The organism is Streptococcus sanguinis (assembly GCF_019928825.1).
GTDB classification, from domain to species: domain Bacteria; phylum Bacillota; class Bacilli; order Lactobacillales; family Streptococcaceae; genus Streptococcus; species Streptococcus sanguinis_L.
This window is the reverse complement of record NZ_JAHZOP010000001.1, coordinates 347,583-366,376: the sequence shown is the minus strand read 5'-3', so window position 1 is coordinate 366,376 and position 18,794 is coordinate 347,583. Positions and strand designations below refer to the sequence as shown.

Annotated in this window: 16 protein-coding genes and 2 pseudogenes; 16 read left to right on the top strand and 2 right to left on the bottom strand. The window is 41.8% G+C overall.

The annotated features are described in order from the left end of the window. The first annotated feature begins 119 nt into the window (after positions 1 to 119). The 16 genes and pseudogenes from K1J09_RS01770 to K1J09_RS01695 all read left to right on the top strand — a co-directional run bounded on the left by K1J09_RS01770 (position 120) and on the right by K1J09_RS01695 (position 14,808). Complete coding sequence (locus K1J09_RS01770) at positions 120 to 929, top strand: hypothetical protein (RefSeq protein WP_223314004.1); 810 nt, start codon at positions 120 to 122, stop codon at positions 927 to 929. Positions 930 to 937: 8 nt separating this feature from the next. Further along, positions 938 to 1,429 (top strand): Imm6 family immunity protein, encoded by a 492-nt coding sequence (locus tag K1J09_RS01765; protein ID WP_004190956.1) that lies wholly within the window; start codon positions 938 to 940, stop codon positions 1,427 to 1,429. A gap of 14 nt (positions 1,430 to 1,443) precedes the next feature. Further along, positions 1,444 to 1,902 carry a hypothetical protein gene (locus K1J09_RS01760; protein WP_223314003.1) on the top strand — a complete coding sequence of 153 codons (459 nt, stop codon included), beginning with the start codon at positions 1,444 to 1,446 and terminating at the stop codon, positions 1,900 to 1,902. 60 nt (positions 1,903 to 1,962) lie between these two features. After that, complete coding sequence (locus K1J09_RS01755; RefSeq protein WP_009659380.1) at positions 1,963 to 2,664, top strand: SMI1/KNR4 family protein; 702 nt, start codon at positions 1,963 to 1,965, stop codon at positions 2,662 to 2,664. Positions 2,665 to 2,821: 157 nt separating this feature from the next. Further along, positions 2,822 to 3,475, top strand: a pseudogene (locus K1J09_RS01750) (PoNe immunity protein domain-containing protein). A 268-nt stretch (positions 3,476 to 3,743) separates the two neighbouring features. Beyond that, positions 3,744 to 4,067 (top strand): AHH domain-containing protein, encoded by a 324-nt coding sequence (locus K1J09_RS01745; protein WP_232212191.1) that lies wholly within the window; start codon positions 3,744 to 3,746, stop codon positions 4,065 to 4,067. An 18-nt stretch (positions 4,068 to 4,085) separates the two neighbouring features. Continuing rightward, the gene (locus tag K1J09_RS01740) at positions 4,086 to 4,529 is read left to right on the top strand and encodes a DUF4274 domain-containing protein (RefSeq protein ID WP_002924193.1); all 444 of its coding nucleotides are present in this window, start codon (positions 4,086 to 4,088) and stop codon (positions 4,527 to 4,529) included. Between the two features lie 32 nt (positions 4,530 to 4,561). Further along, positions 4,562 to 4,774 carry a hypothetical protein gene (locus K1J09_RS01735; protein ID WP_002924195.1) on the top strand — a complete coding sequence of 71 codons (213 nt, stop codon included), beginning with the start codon at positions 4,562 to 4,564 and terminating at the stop codon, positions 4,772 to 4,774. Positions 4,775 to 4,871: 97 nt separating this feature from the next. Further along, the gene (imm47, locus tag K1J09_RS01730; protein WP_317627912.1) at positions 4,872 to 5,579 is read left to right on the top strand and encodes an Imm47 family immunity protein; all 708 of its coding nucleotides are present in this window, start codon (positions 4,872 to 4,874) and stop codon (positions 5,577 to 5,579) included. A gap of 50 nt (positions 5,580 to 5,629) precedes the next feature. Further along, positions 5,630 to 5,818, top strand: a complete 189-nt coding sequence (locus tag K1J09_RS01725; protein ID WP_002933180.1) for a hypothetical protein — start codon at positions 5,630 to 5,632, stop codon at positions 5,816 to 5,818. A gap of 122 nt (positions 5,819 to 5,940) precedes the next feature. Next, positions 5,941 to 6,365, top strand: a pseudogene (gene tnpA, locus K1J09_RS01720) (IS200/IS605 family transposase). Between the two features lie 214 nt (positions 6,366 to 6,579). Continuing rightward, positions 6,580 to 8,538: an NAD-dependent DNA ligase LigA gene (gene ligA, locus K1J09_RS01715; protein WP_223322485.1), complete on the top strand. Its 1,959-nt coding sequence runs from the start codon at positions 6,580 to 6,582 to the stop codon at positions 8,536 to 8,538. 9 nt (positions 8,539 to 8,547) lie between these two features. Continuing rightward, positions 8,548 to 9,498, top strand: coding sequence for a diacylglycerol kinase family lipid kinase (locus tag K1J09_RS01710; RefSeq protein ID WP_002895076.1), 951 nt, complete (start codon positions 8,548 to 8,550; stop codon positions 9,496 to 9,498). Between the two features lie 23 nt (positions 9,499 to 9,521). Next, positions 9,522 to 11,819, top strand: coding sequence for a type I pullulanase (pulA, locus tag K1J09_RS01705; protein WP_223322486.1), 2,298 nt, complete (start codon positions 9,522 to 9,524; stop codon positions 11,817 to 11,819). A gap of 326 nt (positions 11,820 to 12,145) precedes the next feature. Then, positions 12,146 to 13,942 (top strand): serine hydrolase domain-containing protein, encoded by a 1,797-nt coding sequence (locus tag K1J09_RS01700; RefSeq protein ID WP_223322487.1) that lies wholly within the window; start codon positions 12,146 to 12,148, stop codon positions 13,940 to 13,942. Next, positions 13,927 to 14,808 (top strand): alpha/beta fold hydrolase, encoded by an 882-nt coding sequence (locus K1J09_RS01695; RefSeq protein ID WP_185760080.1) that lies wholly within the window; start codon positions 13,927 to 13,929, stop codon positions 14,806 to 14,808. Before K1J09_RS01700 ends, K1J09_RS01695 begins: the two co-directional genes overlap by 16 nt. Before the next feature lie 100 nt (positions 14,809 to 14,908). On the opposite strand, the gene K1J09_RS01690 is transcribed toward K1J09_RS01695, so the two are convergent. Both K1J09_RS01690 and K1J09_RS01685 read right to left on the bottom strand, forming a co-directional pair. Beyond that, a complete protein-coding gene (locus K1J09_RS01690) occupies positions 14,909 to 16,189 on the bottom strand; it encodes an ISL3 family transposase (protein WP_223322488.1) in 1,281 nt (426 codons plus the stop codon). A 163-nt stretch (positions 16,190 to 16,352) separates the two neighbouring features. After that, the gene (locus tag K1J09_RS01685) at positions 16,353 to 18,548 is read right to left on the bottom strand and encodes an LTA synthase family protein (RefSeq protein ID WP_223322489.1); all 2,196 of its coding nucleotides are present in this window, start codon (positions 18,546 to 18,548) and stop codon (positions 16,353 to 16,355) included. Positions 18,549 to 18,794 lie beyond the last annotated feature (246 nt).

The window sequence follows — 18,794 nt, the reverse complement described above, 5'->3', positions numbered from 1 at the left end:
ATTTAAGAGGACGTTAGTCCTCTTTTTTGTTATACTGGAAAGTGTAGGGGAACAAAATGGAAATTTTAAACAAGTACATTGACAATCCAATCCGAGATTAACAACTCAAGCCGAGCGAGGTGGCGTCACCAAACAGTCGTCCAAAAGAAGTGGATGTGAGCAAGAAGCCAGACATCGAAACCAGTCGTCCGGCCGAAGTCAATCCGACCAAGGTCAAGCCAGAAATGGAAACCAAGGTCAAACCAGACATTGACGCTGCGGCAGCTAGTGCCAGTGCCGTTCCCAAGGTCAAGGCGCAAGAGCCCGACCTACCCAAAGCCGGACAACCCGAAGTCACCCCTGACGCTGGCAAGAAGGTGCAGAAGCCAGAAGAGGTGGATACCGAAGCCACTAAGGCTGGGAAGGTTGAGGAGGAAGATACAAATTGGGGCCCAGATGAAATTTCGCGTTTACGAGAGGATTGGGGAGTTCCAGAAACTGACACACTTGCTGTTGCAAAAACAGATATAGAAGGTCTAGAAGACATAGTATTTAAAGGAGGCTCTCCAAGAGTTAGAAAAGAAGCTGGTCTAGATGATTTAGATGTGTTAAAACCAGATAGAGCGATTAAAAGTTCTGGTAAAATTGCGTCTGCGACTCGTCATGCCGAGGAAGATGTGGCAAATGAGTTCGTTGAAGCTGTGGAAAAAGCAGGTTTATCAAACGAAGAAGTTAAGGGAGTCTTACACTTGTATCAATCAAATCCAAGTGGAGTATGTCCTACTTGTTTAAGTGGTTTAGGTAATCCCGATAAGGCATCTGGAGTAATAAAACAACTAAGTGAAAGATACCCAAATTTAAAGATAAAAGTATCTTCCAATCAAGTTGAAGGTGTCCGAGTGACAGGAAGATCAAACTTTACTGTTCAAAACGGGAAATATGTTGATTGAGGTGAAAAATGGAAAATTATAAATTAGCAAACTTCATGCAAATCTTGACGGAGTGTTTACCGTCATATTTGAAGAAAAAGGAAGATATTGTTTTTGTCAAAAAGACGCTTGAGATGACGCAAGATTTTCTTTTGGATAAAGAAACGGTGTCTCCTGACGCTTTATATGACCGCTTGGAAAATATAAACGAGGAAGATATTCTTACTTATTTTGACCTTGACAAAGAAAGTGCTCCGTCAGTCTGGGTCTGCATAGCAGACTTTGTGGCTTATATCTGTAAATTAAGCTACGACGAAAGTGGCGAAAAGTATCTACCCGAGACGATTGAAGCGGTGGATGAAGCGACCTTAACAGAGTTTTTTACTCAGTACAAGGAAAATCTTTCTCTGTTTTCAGATTTGTCAGTGGCGGCTACGACTGCTTTGCAGGAGAAAGAAGTTGATTTGACAGACGAAGCTGTTCATACCTATTATGTACAGTTGTTTGGAGATGATAAATAATCATGGAGCTAAACTTGATTGTTAAACAAGTTCTGCTTGATATTGACTTCATCAACCGCTATGAGGCCTTATCAAAAGAATATAGTCCGGAGAAATTAAGAAATAAAACACCGTTAAAATATCTTGACGGTGAGTTAGTTATGGATATGATTTCAGAGGCTGGCTATATTCCCGGTTTTGACCCCAAAGAGAAATTTTTTAAATTTTATGAAAAGATAGAAGATTATCGGTTCGGTCTGCATATTGTACTTTATAATGGAACAGTAGAGCTCATTTGGGCTGTTAAAGATAAAGAAAAATCAATTGCAGGCATGCCGTGGGGAATTTATTCCAGATTGATGATTGATCCAGACTATCGTATCAAAATGCCCAATTTCAGTGACTACGACGAATTGGAAGATATTTTAAAAACAGCTTTTACGATTTATGAGGATTTCAAACAAGTCTTTTTAGAAGTCGCAGAAGTAAAATAGAGGTCAAAAGAGGGCAATCGTCCTCTTTTTTGCTATACTGGTATCAGCGGGGTGGAGTAGATGATAGATAAAATAGATTTTTTAAACAAATATACATTAAATGAACACCAAGTTGAAATTTTGACAGGTGTTGATAGTAATGTTCAAGAACTTCCTAAATTATGGCAAGATATTCTAGCCATATCAGAACGTCAAGAACGCGTGAAACAAGTTTTACATTGGCAGCAAAAAGTAGGGAAATACCTTATAAATACAACTTCTTATCTGTCTGAATATTTATATGACGTTGAAGTTATGAAAATCGGTCAAGATTTTTATTTGCTTTATACAGTAGTTGGTAGAAGACACAAAGTCATGTATTACGCTGGAGGAAATCCTAATAAAACAAAAGCGGCTTTAAATTCTATAGGGGAGTCTTTCGTTTCGCAGCTACCTGAAAGTTTAAAGAAATTTTATTTTGAACTACACGATGGCTTTTACTATTATCCAAGTCGTAGTATGGGACTTGAAGCTACACAGTCTATCATGAGATTGGCAGATGAAGAGTGGGGGATTTTGGAAGATGGTGCTCCTGTTCCTATTGATTTATCTTCTAGTTATTCATTCTTTACGAATGGTATGGGAAGATATGTTGTTTTGGATTTATCAGAGGGCAATCCTCTTTCTGAAGCAGTTTTATGGGATTCTTCTGCTCCTGCTCGTTATCATTTAGACTTTTGGGCTATTGTTGATGAGTGGATAACGATAGGGTTTGATGGTTAATTTATATTCATAAAAAAGAGGACAATCGTCCTCTTTTTTGCTATACTGATGAATAGGTGATAAACAAATGAAATTAAGAGATAGACTGAATACTGAAGATAAATATAATTATTTAATTGAGAACTACAAACAATTTATAAAAGAATAGTATGAGGACATTGAAGAACTAAATAAGTTAGAGGCTAAAGGTGTTCAGAAATTTTCACGTCCAAATATTCAAGTTATAAAAAGTTCGCATAAAATCATTGCTGGCTATCAAGAAGAAATACTAATAGCAACCTATTCAGTGGGTTAACCACTTGAAGCTGTTAAGGAAGAATATATTAAATTGGTGGATAGTTTGGTACCAATTTGGTATAGTAATAGCGGTTATGTTCATATGCTCTGGGCTTTGTCTATTGGAATTATGTTGGACATTGAAACAGAAGTCTTTGACAAGTTAGTTGACTTAGTGAAAAAAGATGACCCAGTTGATTATTTGATTGATTATCTTATTCATTATCGTCATCCTGATTGGAAAATTCGCGATGATTTTATGTTTCCACGTCCCTATGTTTTTACACAAAAAATAACTCAAGCAGAAAATTTAGCTGAAGCAACTGACTTATTAAAGTACTATTTGGAAAAAGAGTGGTATCAAGGTCAGCGAGGAAATGGTTGGTATGACTTACATAAGCGTAATATTGATAACTATGTTGGCTACTGGTCTTTTGAAGCAGGCGCAATCTGCAAAATCATGGGTTTGAACCCTGAAGATTTTAAGGGAGTAAATTACTTCCCATATGATTTAGTGGCTGAATGCGGAAAATAGAAAGAGGACGCTCGCCCTCTTTTTTCTAATACCAGCAATCAGAATTATAAATTTTTCTAGCTTACCTTGATATCTTTTCATCTTATGCTATACTAATTTTATTACTTTTGGGAAGAGTAAGTGTTGAGGGAGGTTGGGAGAGGCATGATTTGCTTTTATCTCATACTTGCTCACTCTGTACTAGGTAAAAATATGATGGAAGATATGGGGGCTTAGTAGGGGGCAAAAATGGACTGGTTATCAAGCCCAACACATAATTCCGGCAGATATGGCTGATCACCCTGTTATACAAAAAATGGGTATGGATTTGGATGATGCAAGTAATGGGAAATTTTTGCCTGTGCCAGATTCGGTAGATACTACAAGTGTTAGTCCATTATCAAGACATAGAGGTTATCACTCCACGTATAATGAATTTGTTCGTGCACAGTTAGATAATATTGATGTAAATCAATCTCCTGCAATGTTGCAAAAAGAGGTTAAAGAGTTACAAAGAAAATTAGGCATACTGCAAGATAAGGGTCTGCCTTTATATCCTAAATTTGGCGCAACCGCCGAACTTTGGGAAAGATTTATGAAAAATTTAGACTAATTATTGAAGGATGATTTTATGACTAATAACATGAAATTTTTAACAAATATTCTATTCTCTGAAGACATAACAAGAGCACTAGAACAAGTTCAAAGTATAAATAGCTCCGAACAACTGTTCATCTTGTTAGACAATTATAACTGGGACAGTGGCTTTGACCTTCCGCAAGCGGTACTTGACAATCCTGCTTGTACTAACGCTGTAGCGCTACTGGCATTTGATAGAGCGGACGGCTACCGTTTCCTTTTCGAGGGGTTCGGAGAATATTCCTCGCCAGTTTGGCAAGACTTTGTGACGTCTTTATATAAAGATTTATGTGAGAACAAATTTCCTGACGGAGAGCTTGGTTATTTGCCTGAACTTAGTAAAGTGCAGAAATTTAAGTTGAAAAAACAACATCCAGATTTACCGACGATATTTCTAGACGGAGTTGACGGAGAGCATGTCCGTGTAACTTTATAAAAGTAGGCTATATATCGTATTATATTTGCGAAATGGAAGAAAATAGACGATTGATTATTTTAAATGACACTTTCGGGAAAGAGGGGTCAGATGAGGAAATTGCTGGGCTTACGATTTTGGTGGACGGCACGATTAAAATCGCTTTTGACAAAATTCAAGCCATGCGTCAGTATGACAGTTATAACGAAGTCTTGCGGGATGTCATTTTTGAAGGTTTAGAAAAGATATTCACAGAAAACCGATGATTTTGGGTAAAGTTTTTAATGGTTAAAAATATATTACTAACAGGTTCATGGTACGATGAGATAAGCTCTCTCAGTAGAAGAATTGAGAGAAAAATTAGTGCAAGTACAAGATGAAAAAGATTGTATCTTGTTAATTGCTGAATTGCTCAAAAAAGGAGATTTTTCTGTAAAAAATCTTTTGATTGACTTGATGAATACCACTAAAGACGATGCCGTGCTTAATCTGTGTATTCGCTTGTTTTGTTCAGTCTGTACTCACGAAGATTTAGAAAATCCTCAAAATTTGAATTTTTTAGCTAATGTGTCAGAGCTTGGTGCTTTAACTTTTGCTTCAAGCGCGATTAACAGTCTGTCTTATGAAGTCATCCCTTATTTGCTAGCTTTATGGGAGGATTGGGAAGATACAGATGTAGCGGTTGCTATTCGTGATAGTTTAGACTCTTATCTAGATTACTATGATGTTCTTGGTGAAGAAGCCGACCTTGATGAAGTGGGACAGTATTATTTGGATAAAGTCCAATCAGTTGATAAAAGACTTTATTACTATGAAAAGGGACCGATTTTTCTTGGTGATTTAACAAAAATCATCTTCCAGCGTTTGTATATGGCGGCTAACCAAAAGGAACGTTTCGCTCTTTTTATCCAGCCAAGTCTTCTTTCAGTCTTATCTGGTTATCATTTTCCACTTGAATATGGACAGGAAGTTAGCGAGCAAGATTTACGGAAAGCTCAAGAATACGTAGACTTTCTGGCTCAAAAAGAGTGGAAAAAAAGTACAAAATATTTTTATGGCTACAGCTTGTAGTAAGGTTTTAAGAGGACGGACGTCCTCTTTTTTGCAGTGGGGTAGAGTAAATGACAGATAAAATAGAATTTTTAAACAAGTATACTTTAACTTCTTCAGAAGTAGAAATTGTAACAGATAAAGCAAATATTCTAAATGCCCCAATTCCAGATTTTTGGAAAGAAGCACTTTTGTCAGATAGTTTGGAAGAAAGAAAAGAAAAAATTCATCAATATCTTGCTTTTGGGCTAGGAAGTTAAGCAATTCTGTAGTAAACTGTGTCATAGGAATAAATCTCTTTCTAGTAATGTTTCGCAACTCTACTATAACGGATTTATTCCTTTTTGTGTTTACAAAACTTATTTTACACTACCCAAAGTGGATGTGTAAATATCACATTGTGTTTATACCTAAGTATAGGTGAATCTTATCTATAATCAATATCGAAACAGTTTGGGTGAAATATTTCACCGATTATGTAGTTATAAAGGTGTTGAAATTATCGAGGGTCACTTGATGCCGAATCATGTACATATGTTAGTAAGTATTCCACCAAGGATAAGTGTTTCTAGTTTCATGGGGTATTTAAAAGGGAAAAGTGCATTCATGATGTTTGACAAACACGCCAACCTAAAGTACAAGTTTGGGAACCGACATTTTTGGGCGGAAGGCTATTACGTGAGTACAGTAGGACTTAATGAAGCCACAATTAAGAAATATATCCAAGAGCAGGAAAAGCATGATATAGCGTTGGATAAATTGAGTGTAAAAGAATATGAGGATCCCTTTAGGGATAGTGGTAAGTAATGCAAACACCTCTTTGAGAGGTTTGTGACGAGTCAAGAGCAATGAGGCTTGAACAAAGTGAAAGCCAGCGTCTTTAGGCGCTGGCTGGTGATGTGGGCTTATAGCCCTGGGACAAACCACCCGTTAGACGGGTGGTTATGATGTCCTCTTGTTTTTTAGGAAGAATTCGGAACAAATAGAGGAAGATTTTGTGTATTTGTGATAAAATAGAAGTATGAAAGAAAGAATGTCAGAATTAGTAGAACTGCTCAACCGATATGCCCATGAATATTATACGGCAGACAGGCCAAGTGTATCGGACAGCGAGTATGACAGACTCTATCGTGAGTTAGCGGAGTTAGAAGAAAAGTACCCAACCGATATCCTTCCTGACAGTCCGACACATCGGGTGGGAGGGAAGATTTTAGAAGGATTTGAAAAATATCCACACCAGTATCCTCTCTTTAGTTTGCAGGATGCTTTTTCACGTGAAGAATTAATAGCCTTTGACCAGCGAGTTCGTAAGGAGTTTCCTCAGGTCTCTTATCTTTGTGAACTCAAGATTGATGGGCTCTCTATTTCCCTGACCTATGAAAATGGAATCTTGGTAGCAGGAGCGACTCGGGGGGATGGTTCTGTTGGTGAAAACATTACTGAAAATCTCAAGCGAGTCAAGGATATTCCACTGACTTTGAAAGAACCGCTGGACATTACGGTTCGCGGAGAGTGCTATATGCCCAAGGCATCCTTTGATGCGGTCAATCAGCTGCGACAGGAAAATGGTGAGCCTGAGTTTGCCAATCCACGTAATGCAGCAGCGGGAACCTTGCGCCAGCTGGACACAGCAGTTGTGGCTAAGCGCAATCTAGCGACTTTCCTATACCAAGAGGCCAGTCCGACTCAGGTTGGCAGCCAAGAAGCCGTCTTAAACAAGCTGGCAGATTTGGGCTTTTCAGTCAATCCTACTCATATTCTGGCGGATTCTATCGACTCAGTTTGGGAGTTTATCGAAAAGATTGCTCAGGAGCGGGACAGTCTTCCTTATGAGATTGACGGTATTGTCATCAAGGTCAATGACTTGGCTGTGCAAGAGGAGATTGGCTTTACTGTCAAGGCACCTAAGTGGGCCATCGCCTATAAGTTTCCAGCTGAGGAAAAGGAAGCCCAGCTTCTGTCTGTTGACTGGACAGTGGGTCGGACAGGAGTTGTGACTCCGACAGCCAATCTGACGCCAGTGCAGCTAGCGGGAACGACTGTCAGCCGAGCGACTTTGCATAATGTGGACTATATTGCGGAGAAGGATATTCGTCAGAAAGACACCGTTATCGTCTATAAGGCGGGGGATATTATTCCTGCTGTCTTGCGAGTGGTGGAGTCCAAGCGTATCTCAGAGGAGCCTCTGGAAATACCAAGTCACTGTCCGAGCTGTGAGAGTGAGCTGGTACATTTTGAAGATGAAGTCGCTCTGCGCTGCATCAATCCGCTCTGTCCAGCCCAAATCAAGGAGGGCTTGATTCACTTTGCCAGCCGGGATGCCATGAACATTATTGGCCTTGGTCCAGCAGTGGTAGAGAAGCTCTTTGCTCAAAATCTAGTCAAGGATGTGGCTGGAATCTATCGGCTAACGGTAGAAAATTTACTAGAACTAGAGAACTTTAAGGAAAAATCAGCAAATAAATTGTATACTGCTATTCAAGCTTCCAAGGAGAACTCGGCTGAACGTCTCTTGTTCGGCTTGGGAATTCGCCATGTGGGAAGCAAGGCCAGTCGGATTTTGCTGGAGAAATTCCATGATATTCCTAAGCTGTCTCAGGCCAGCCAAGAAGAAATTGCGACTATTGACAGCCTTGGAACTGTGATTGCCCAAAGCCTGCATACCTATTTTGAGCAGGAAGGCTCTCAGATTCTTTTGGCTGAGCTGCAAGAAGCAGGTGTAAATCTGGACTATCTGGGGCAAAAGGCAGATGCAGATGCAGCCCTATCAGGTATGACGGTTGTCCTGACTGGTAAATTACAAAAATTGACCCGCAATCAGGCTAAAGAAAAATTGCAGAGTCTGGGTGCTAATGTTTCCGGATCTGTTTCTAAAAAAACGGATCTGGTAGTAGCTGGCGCAGATGCCGGCAGCAAGCTTGCCAAGGCTCAGGAGTTAGGAATTGAAATTCGGGATGAAGATTGGCTTGATAGCTTATGAGGCTGAAGTATGAAGGATAAGATTAAACGAGCACGATTGATTTATAACCCGACTTCGGGACAGGAAATTATTAAGAAAAATATTGCGGAAGTTTTGGATGTTTTGGAGGATGTGGGTTATGAAACCAGCGCCTACCAAACCACACCAGCGCCTCTTTCTGCTCAAAAAGAAGCTGAAAGAGCAGCAAAAGCAGGTTTTGATTTGATTATTGCGGCAGGCGGCGACGGTACCATCAATGAGGTAGTTAATGGTGTGGCGAATCTGGATGAACGGCCTAAATTGGCCTTTATTCCAACTGGTACAACCAACGATTATGCGCGTGCTCTCAAGATTCCCATGGGAGATCCAGTAGCGGCAGCCCGCATTATCGAAAAAAATCAGACCATTAAAATGGATATTGGCCGGGCATATGGCAGCAAGTATTTTATTAATATTGCAGCAGCTGGAACCCTGACAGAGCTAACTTACAGCGTTCCTAGCGAGGTCAAATCCCGCCTAGGCTACTTTGCCTATGTTGCAGAAGGAGCAAAAAAACTCCCTCGCTCTAAGTTCCGCAAGGTCCGTATCAAGCACGACCACGGTGTCTTTGAAGGAAAGATTTCGCTCATGTTTGCGGCTCTGACCAATTCTATCGGTGGTTTTGAAAAGCTAGCGCCAGACACTAAATTAGACGATGGGAATTTTACCTTGATTTTGGTCAAGACAGCCAATCTCTTTGACATGCTGAGTCTGATGATGCAGGCTATCAATGGCGGTCAGCACGTTGGCGATATCAATGTAGAATACCTCAAAACAAGCAAGCTGCAGCTGGAAGTTTTAGATAAAAAAGGTCCATTTATGCTAAATTTGGATGGAGAATACGGCGGCGATACGCCTGTTGAACTGGAAGTGCTGCACGGTCATTTGGAATTTTTTGCTAATATTGATGAAATCAGTCAGACTGCCCTTTCAATAGAATAATTTTAGATAAGAGATGAAAAAACATGCTAGACTATAAAGTCTTAGTCCATTACCACAATCCTACTGGAGATTATTTCTCCTATGATATGTGGCAGTGGCAAATAAACCAATGGGGAAAGGAAGCAGCCTTTTCCAAACTTGATTATTTTGGTATTCAGGGGGAATTATCATTTCAAACCTGGGAGCCCTTAGATCACGCTCATGTAATTATCAAACGCTCAGACTGGTCTAGCCAGTCCTGTGACTATCATATTGATTTGTTACCTCCTCATCTGGTGACGGAAATTTGGCTGATTGAGGGAGATGCTCAGGTGTATTATTCCCTGCAGGCTGCAACGACAAGTCACCAGTATTCACGCCGGCGTCCGCATAACTTTGATATGGCTCTAAGAACAGACTATTTTGATGAATGCTGGGGCTATCAAGGCTGGTTGGGACACCGTCAGACGGACGGAGCACATACCTTCAAAGTTTGGGCACCGACAGCTAAGAAGGTAGAACTAGTAGTCTATGAATCAGCTGACAATCAAGCTCCTGTTTATAAAATCTTCCCAATGCAAAAAGGTGACCGATATTCTCACGACCATAAGGAAAACACCATTGGTGTCTGGTCAACTGAAATAGCAGAAGACTTGACCGGAAAGACCTATCACTACCATGTTAGCTTTGAATACCGCAATTTTTACACTCGAGATCCCTATACCGTTGCGACCAGTCCAGATGGTAAGCGCTCAGCGATTCTTGGAGCGGATGAGACAGAAGTAGCTGGTTTTCATGTTAGACAGGATAAAGAAGCTTTCTGGCGCTTGGATAATCCAAATCAGGCAGTGATTTATGAGATGCACATTCGGGATTTGACCAAGTCGGAGACTTCAGGCGTGGACAGTCAGCTGTGCGGGACCTTCTTGGGAGCCTGTCAAAAAGGCACTACCAATCATCAAGGGCAAAAGACAGGCTTTGACTATATCAGTAATTTAGGCATTAATGTTGTCCAGCTTCAGCCCGTGTCTGATCGTCACAAGGACTATGATGAAAATGGAGAGCTAATCTACAACTGGGGCTATGACCCGCAGAATTATCATGCTCCAGAGACTAGCTTTTCCAGCAATCCTGCTGACCCAGCGCAGGCCATCCGTGATTTGAAAACGATGATTCATGCCTACCATGATGCAGGGATCTCTGTGACACTGGATGTTGTTTACAATCACATCTACTCGACCTATGACTCAGCTTTTCAGGCTACGGTACCGGATTATTACTATCGGATGAATCCTAACGGCTCTTTCCAAAACGGAACTGGAGTGGGGAGTGAGACAGCCAGTGAGCACGAGATGTTCCGCAAGTTTATGATTGACTCTCTGCTGTACTGGGTAGAGGAGTTCAATGTAGATGGCTTCCGCTTCGACCTAATGGGAATTCATGATGTGGAAACGATGAATGCCATTCGTCAAGCTATGGATAAGGTGGATCCGAGAATCCTGCTCTATGGAGAAGGCTGGGATATGGGAACGGGTCTGAGACCAGAAGATAAAGCCAAGAAGGACAATGCTTATCAGTTGCCGCGGATTGGATTTTTCAATGATACAGAGCGGGATGCGGTCAAGGGAGCCGAGGTTTACGGCGGCATCAAGGCTGGTTTTGTCAGTGGTCAGGCGACGGAGGATATCGTCGCTAAGTCTATCCTTGGCAGCAGTGAGCTAGGCAGCTATCTCAGTCCTGATCAAGTTCTTAACTACGTGGAGGCTCACGACAATTTCAATCTGCATGATTTGCTTGCGGAGCTGCATCCCGATGATGATATTCTGACTCGTACCAAGCGGATTGAGCTGGCAACTGCTATGAACCTGCTCATGCAGGGCATGTCTTTCATGGAGGTTGGACAGGAATTTTCCCGTACTAAGCTCGTAGCTACGGGGGAGGACGGCCAAGTCCTGCATAGCGATCGCGAAAGGGCAATGAATAGCTACAATGCACCTGATATAGTCAATCAGGTAAATTGGGATATTTTGCAGGATCATCAAGAGAGTATTGATTTTATCAAGAACATCATTCGCCTCAAGACAAGCTGCAAAGCCTTTTCTTATCAGACCTATGAAGATATTTATAAGCATGTCTTTGTCCAATCAGCCGAGCAGGGCAGTGGTTTGATTATCTTTGAGATTAAGGATGACAAGCACTATCAAGTCATTTTTAATGCTAGCGGCCTGCCTTACTACCTGCCGAATGCAGATAAGCTGCGTCTCATAGTGGGCAATAGCCGTCATAAGAAGCCTTTCTATGTTGAAAATCTGACGGTTTCTGTTTTTGAAGTTATTCAATAAGTTATTAGCTACATGAAAAGCGGCTCTTTGTAAACCGTAGTAGGTTGATGAAAAGTTATAATCTGGAGAGGACTAAATCAGTCCTCTCCTTTTTGATATTCAAAGCGATGATGATTCTAGTTTTAAAGTTGTCAAAGTTCCGAAAGCCGAAAGCGTTTCGCTCATTCCTACAGTGGTTTTACCCACTACAGAAATTATAGAGCTACTTTTTCTACCACTTACCTGCAGAAACTTACCACTTACCGAAAAAGGGTAGATTTGGCGCTGCCCTTTTGTTAGGATAAGGGTGCAAAGGGGAAGGCAGTTTAAATTCTAAGGAGGCAATCATGAAAACATCATTTTTGAAAAGCGCTGTGGCGCTGGTAACATGTGGCTTGGTGGCTTTTGGAGCAGCGCAAGTTCGAGCTGACCAGCAAAAATTGCCGTCGGGCACGCCTTATGACCAAATCGGTCAGAAAATTGAAAATTTCCACAAGGAACACGAAAAAACCAGCGCGGGACTGGCGGCAGCAGTCTTTGATAAGGACGGCCAAACCATTTACCAAAAGAACTTTGGCTATATGGACAAGGAAAAGAAGCTGGCTGTGGACGACAACTCGGTTTTTGAGTGGGGCTCTGCCACCAAATTGACCGTCTGGCTCAGCGTCATGCAGCTCTGGGAAGAAGGAAAAATTGACCTAAAAACAGATATAAAAGAGTATTTGCCCAAGGATTTCCTGAAACACCTCAAATACGACAAGCCCATTACCATGCTGGATCTGATGAACCACCAAGCGGGTTTTGATGAAACGCCGCTGAACACAGGAACAGGCAAGAGCTTGGAAGAATTACTAAAAAGCCAGCCCGCTCAAACTTATGAGCCAGGGACGGTGACATCCTATTCCAATTACAGTACAGCTCTAGCAGGCTATATCGTAGAGCGCATCAGCGGACAAGACTTTGCGGATTATGTCCACGAGCATATTTTCCAGCCTTTGGGCATGAACCATACCGCTCTCTTACCTGATTTGTCGGACAATACCTATGTCCGAGACAAGCGGCAGGGTGAGAAAACCTATGATACAAACGGAAGTTTATATCTAGATAAATTGCTTCCCGCGGATATTTATCCAGCGGGGCAGGCGACAGGGACTTTTGCCGATTTCAAGCGGTTCGCGCAAGCTCTTTTGAGAAAGGAAAAGCTCTTTAAGCGCCCAGAAACCTGGAATGAACTGTATCAGACAACTTCTACATTCTCAGATAAAGCAGTCGCTAAGAATGCCCACGGCTTTTGGGTGACAGAGTATGAGATAGGCTCTATTTTAGGGCACGGCGGTCATTCTTTTGCCGGTTTTTCAACCATGATTTCGCTGGATTTCAAGTCGGGTATCGGCATGGTTACCATGGTAAATCAGAGAGAAGAAGCCACCTTTTCTTTCGGTCTGCCCGATTTAGTCTTTGGCAAGAAAAAGCAAGCCCCTAACCAGTCTCAAAAAGACTTTCAGGAGGGCATGTATCGGACTTCCCGCTCCATTCAGCAAGGCCCGACCTCTATTTCGCGCCTTACTCCTGTTTATACTTTTTATGTGAAAGATGTGATCAAAGACGGTCATCTGCTACTCAGCAACTACTGGCTTTGGCAACATCGCCAAGGACGAACAGAAGTTGAAACAACCTATAATCATTTAGAAAAGCTCTCGCTTTGGGAGGTGGTAAAGGATTATGGTTCTGTCGCTCTGCTGGGTCTCGCAGTTGTTTATGCTGTGCTTGTTCTTTTGTTAGCTGCTTTGGGTAAGGTGTATCGCTTGCTTTTTGGGAAAGAAAGTAAAAGAGCGACTCCAAGAAGTTGGAAAATTTGGCATTATGGCACTTGCGGACTGATTTTGGTTAGCCTAGTCAATCTAGCAGGTCTCGTCATCGTTGCCGTTTCGGGCAAGTACATGCCCGATTATCGCTGGCAAGCCATTCTCTTTGCCTTCTTAGCACTGATTTTTCTGGTCAATGCTGCGCTGCCCATCTTCCTGCGCTCAACCTTCCAAGTGAGCAAGGGTCGAAAAATCTTGACCTACTTGACCAGCAGCGCTTCACTTATCGTCGTTCTCAATATCCTCTACTGGAGCCTCTACCAATGGTGGGCACTTTAATAGAAAGGAAAGCTATGACCCATTCTCAAAAAATCGAAACAATGATTCAAAACGGATACGACCAACTCTACACCGTTTGCTATCCCAATCCTGACAAGGAAACGATTATCCTGCTGCACGGTGGACCGGGAACGCCTGATGACTTCAAGCTCTTTATCCCTAAGCTCGAAAAAGATTATCAACTGATTGTCTTTCACCAGCGGGGAACGAGAAAATCGCCCTGCCTGAGTGGCGACTACAGCATGGAAGCCTACATTGCGGACATCAACACGATTGCCGACCACTTCAATGTAGATAAATTTCACCTTTTGGGACATTCCTGGGGCGGATTGTACGCGCAAATCTACGCCAGCAAAATCCCTGAGCGGGTTCTTAGTCTCTTTCTTTCCTCTCCGGGAACAGGCACGAGCAAGCAGTGGCAGCAAATGGAAAAAGAGATGATGAATTACAATAAAAATCACTGCACGACTATCGAATTGCTAAAAATGGGAATCTATTCTCTGCTCGGCAATCTCGGTAGTTCCAAGGCTTCGCAGGCTCTCTTTCGCCAAGTTGTCCGTAATTACAATGCCGACTATCCAGCCTTTCATGATGTGAAACTAGACATGAGCAATGTTTCAGTCCAAGCAGGCAATCAGACAAGAAAGGAAATTATGGCCTACCCTCTCTTGCCCCGCCTAGAACATCCTCCTTTTCCTATCACCGTGACCTTTGGTGACAATGATATTTTTGGTGCCAGTGAACATTTTGTCATCAGCCGCTACCCTAGCGCCCAAGTCTTTACGATTAAAAACAGCGGCCACTTCCCATTTCTTCATAATCCGCAGGATTACTTTGCTATCTTGCACCAGCATTTTCAACCTTAGCATGAACCTCTAAAGTTTTCCAACTTTAGAGGTTTTCACTTATCTGCAACTTATCCCTTTTTTTCGGGCTCTTTGTCAACTGTAGTGGGTTGATGAAAAGTTATAATCTGGAGAGGACTGATTTAGTCCTCTCCTTTTTGATATTCAAAGCGATGAGGATTCTAGTTTTAAAGTTTTCAAAGTTCCGAAAGCCGAAAGCATTGGGCTTGATGACCTTGATGAGGTTGTTAGTAGCTTCTAGTTTTGCGTTTGAGTAGGGCAGTTCCAGTGCGTTCAGGATCTTGTCCTCATCTTTCATAAAGGTCTTAAAAACAGTTTGAAAAATAGGATTTACACAAGAGAGGGTATCTTCAATGAGTCCAAAGAAATGCCCAGTTTTTTTCTCTTGAAAATGAAAAAGCAGGAGTTGGTAGAGTTTATAGTGTTCTCGGAGTTCTTGAGAGCAAGAGAGAAGTTTTTCTAGAATCTCTCCGCTGGTCAAGTGCATGCGAAAAGTTGGACGATAAAAACGTTTATGGCTGAGTTTACGGCTATCCTGTTGAATGAGTTTCCAGTAGCGTTTGATGGCCTTATATTCGTGTGATTTCCTATCAAACTGATTCATGATTTGGATACGAAGGCGGTTCATAGCCCGACTTAGATGTTGTACAATGTGAAAACGATCCAGAACGATTTTAGCGTTTGGGAATAGTTTTCTGGCAATATCGTAGTAGGGGCTAAACATGTCCATTGTAATGATTTTCACGCTATTTCGGACCTGTCTGGAATAGCGCAGAAAGTGATTGCGAATCGTTGCTTGAGTCCGTCCGTCTAAGATAGCTATAATCCTTCTTGAATCAAAATCCTGTGCAATAAAGCTCATCTCTATCTGCCGATTGAAACAGTCACTTCCCTGACTGTTTCCACATCCCAGCTCATGTGTTCTGGAAGGTAGTTGAGTGAGGTTTGCCTTGAACTTGAATTCTTTCAACTTACGAATGACGGTGGAAGTAGATACAGATAAACTTTCGGCGATAGCTATCAGAGGGACTTTCTCGATTAATTTTTGGGCAATTTTCTGCTTGACGATGGTTGCAATTTGGTGATTCTTCTTGACTAAGGAAGTCTCTGCGACAGCTACTTTCCTACAGACTTTACATCGGAAACGTCGTTTCTTTAAGCGAATCAGCGTTTTATATCCCGCACACTCTAGATAGGGAATTTTTGATTCTTTTTGGAAGTCATATTTAGCCATTTGTCCTTGACAGTGAGGGCATTTAGGAGCAGGATAATCTAGCTTAGCGATGATTTCTTTATGTGTACCAGCATCTATAATGTCCAAGATAGTGATATTCTGGTCTTTTATTCCCAGTAAGTTTGTGATAAAATTGAACTGTTCCATAAGAGTCTTTCTAATGATGGTTTGGTCGCTTTTCATTATAGGGCTTATGGGACTTTTTTTCTACAACAAAAGGGACTCCATAATTCCTACAGCGGTTTTACCCAATACAGAAATTATAGAGCCTGAAAAGCCTTAAGTCCAATGGACTTAAGGCTTTTGCTATCTATGGATTGGCTGTGGAGCTAGAGCTGGAAGAGCTCGAGTCTTCCTGACTGCTGTCTTCGTCGCTGCTGCTAGTTTGGAACTGTTCGGGATGCAGTGCTCTATAGCTTGGCGAATTAAAGAGATCCACAGTGGAGACATTGCCTCGCTTAGAGTAAAGACTGGTTGATTGGTCGCCTTTTTCCTTTTCAATAGCCAACAAGGCCTTCATTGAATTAAGATAAGAGTAATCTTTAGGGTTGACCTTGCCCAAGTCATTACCCTTGTAGAAGCGAATCAAGTCACCCGTTTGAATAGCGTCACTAATCTTCAGCTGGGTATTGGCAGCATTACGAATTTCATCCAGTTCTTTCTTGATGGTTTCGTCAGGATTGGTAATTTCTTCACCGGTCTGGGTGTAGTAGGTCCGTCCGTTGAAGCTAGTGTATTTTGGAGTGACAAAGTTATTGCTGGAGCGGAAAGCTGTGATTTGCTGGTGCTGACTTGATAGCATATCTTGGCCGACCTGAAGGTAGTTTTTAGAGTCAATGCCCAGCAAATGCTCCAATGTTGGCAGCATATCCACTTGACCGGCGTAGGTATCAATTATCTTTCCTTTGTCCATGCCAGGAACTACGACCATGTAAGGCACGCGCTGCATCATGGCATTGTCGTAGTTGGACCAAGTCTCAGAGGTCTTTCCTACAAGAGGGGCCAAGTTAGGATTACGGGTTTGGGAAATTCCAAAATGGTCTCCATAGAGAACGATAATAGAGTTGTCATAGAGGCCGGATTCTTTGAGATAGTCAAACAAGGCCTTGACAGAAGAATCTAGGTAGTTGGCAGTAGCAAAGTAACCGTTGATGGTTTCATCCTTGGTCTTAGCCAGCGGGAAGCCAATTTCGTCACCAATCAAGCTAGTCGTGTAAGGATAGTGGTTGGAAACCGTGATATACTTAGCATAGAAAGGCTGCTGCAGGTGTTCCAGATATTTGATGGAATCTTTCAGCATAATCTTGTCGTTCAAACCATACTGGAAGGAGTTGGTATCGTCCTGCTTGGTAAAGTATGACGCATCGAAGAAATAGTTATAACCCCATTGCTTGTAAGCTGTATTACGGTTCCAGAAGCTTCCAGTGTTTCCGTGGAAAACAGCGGAAGTGTAGCCGCCGTTTTTGGAAAGAATAAAAGGTGCAGCTTGCTGGGTATTAGTACCACCGTAGTTAACCATAAAGGATCCTTGGTTGAGACCGAAGAGTCCAGTTTCAATCATGGTTTCAGCATCAGAAGTCTTACCAGCCTTGACCTGGTTGAAGACATTAGAGAAAGCCAGAGTCGAATTGGAGTGGTAGAGGGAATTAAGGAAAGGTGTCACCTCGTACTCTTTCCCATCTGCCTGCAGCTTATAGTCAATCAGGAACTGCTGGAAGCTTTCCAGATGGACATAGATAACATTGCGGCCTTTGGCAATCCCGTAATATTCTGGATTTGGTTCCGCATAGTGGGATTGGATATATTCTGTTACTGGTTCCAAGTCTTTTTCAGAAGCTTTGGAGCGCTCACGATTGGCGGTATATGTCTGGTTAGCACTGTAACCTAGAAAGGCTGGCAAGCCCAGAGCCCGAACGACATAATAGTTGGAAAATCCACGTGACAAGAGCTCAGGCCGGTCAATTTCAGCCAAGAATAAGTTGGCAGAGAACAGCATGGCAGACAGGGAGGTCACAGCAAAGCTGGCACGTTTATTGAAAGGGCGGTCATCCATACGGATGTATTTCTTAAAGAATAAGAAGGCCAAAATCGGGAAATCAATCAGATAAAGAATATCCCAAGGGCGGAAGAGCTCAAGTGCTGCTTCCCCAAGACCAGCTGAAACGCTGCTAGAAGCCAGCATAGTGTTGACCGTAACAAAGTCACTGAACTCGCGGTAGTAAATGGAATTAGATACCAGCCAAGCAAAGAGGAGCAGATAGATTCCGAAGGCTAAGCTGTAGAATAATTTGGTTCGTTTTACATAAAGTGCCAGTCCTAGTAGCAAGAGGCTGATAGGAAAAGGGTTGATAATAGCTAAAAATACTTGATAGAAACCTTGAATATCGAGGTTGAAATCAATCGTGTAGGCCCACATAGTTTTTATCCAATAGAGGACCAGTAAAATCAAGACAAAACCTAGTCTCGTACTCATGAAATTGAGTAAATTCTTGGTTATTTTTTTCACAAAAAGTTACTTCCTTGTCTTATTTCCTAAAAATTTTCTCCTCTAAGTATAACATAATTTCTCCAGTTAAGGAAAATTTGAGCCGTATTTGAGATATTTTAAATCGGCGAAATTGTAATATTTCTATAAAAGCCTTATCCTCTCTATGGAGAGGTTTATAGTCGTTTTGCACTCGTTTGTGAAATCTTTTATTAACTCAAATGTAAAATATGTTTTGAGAATTTTCACAATCTTTGGTATAATATA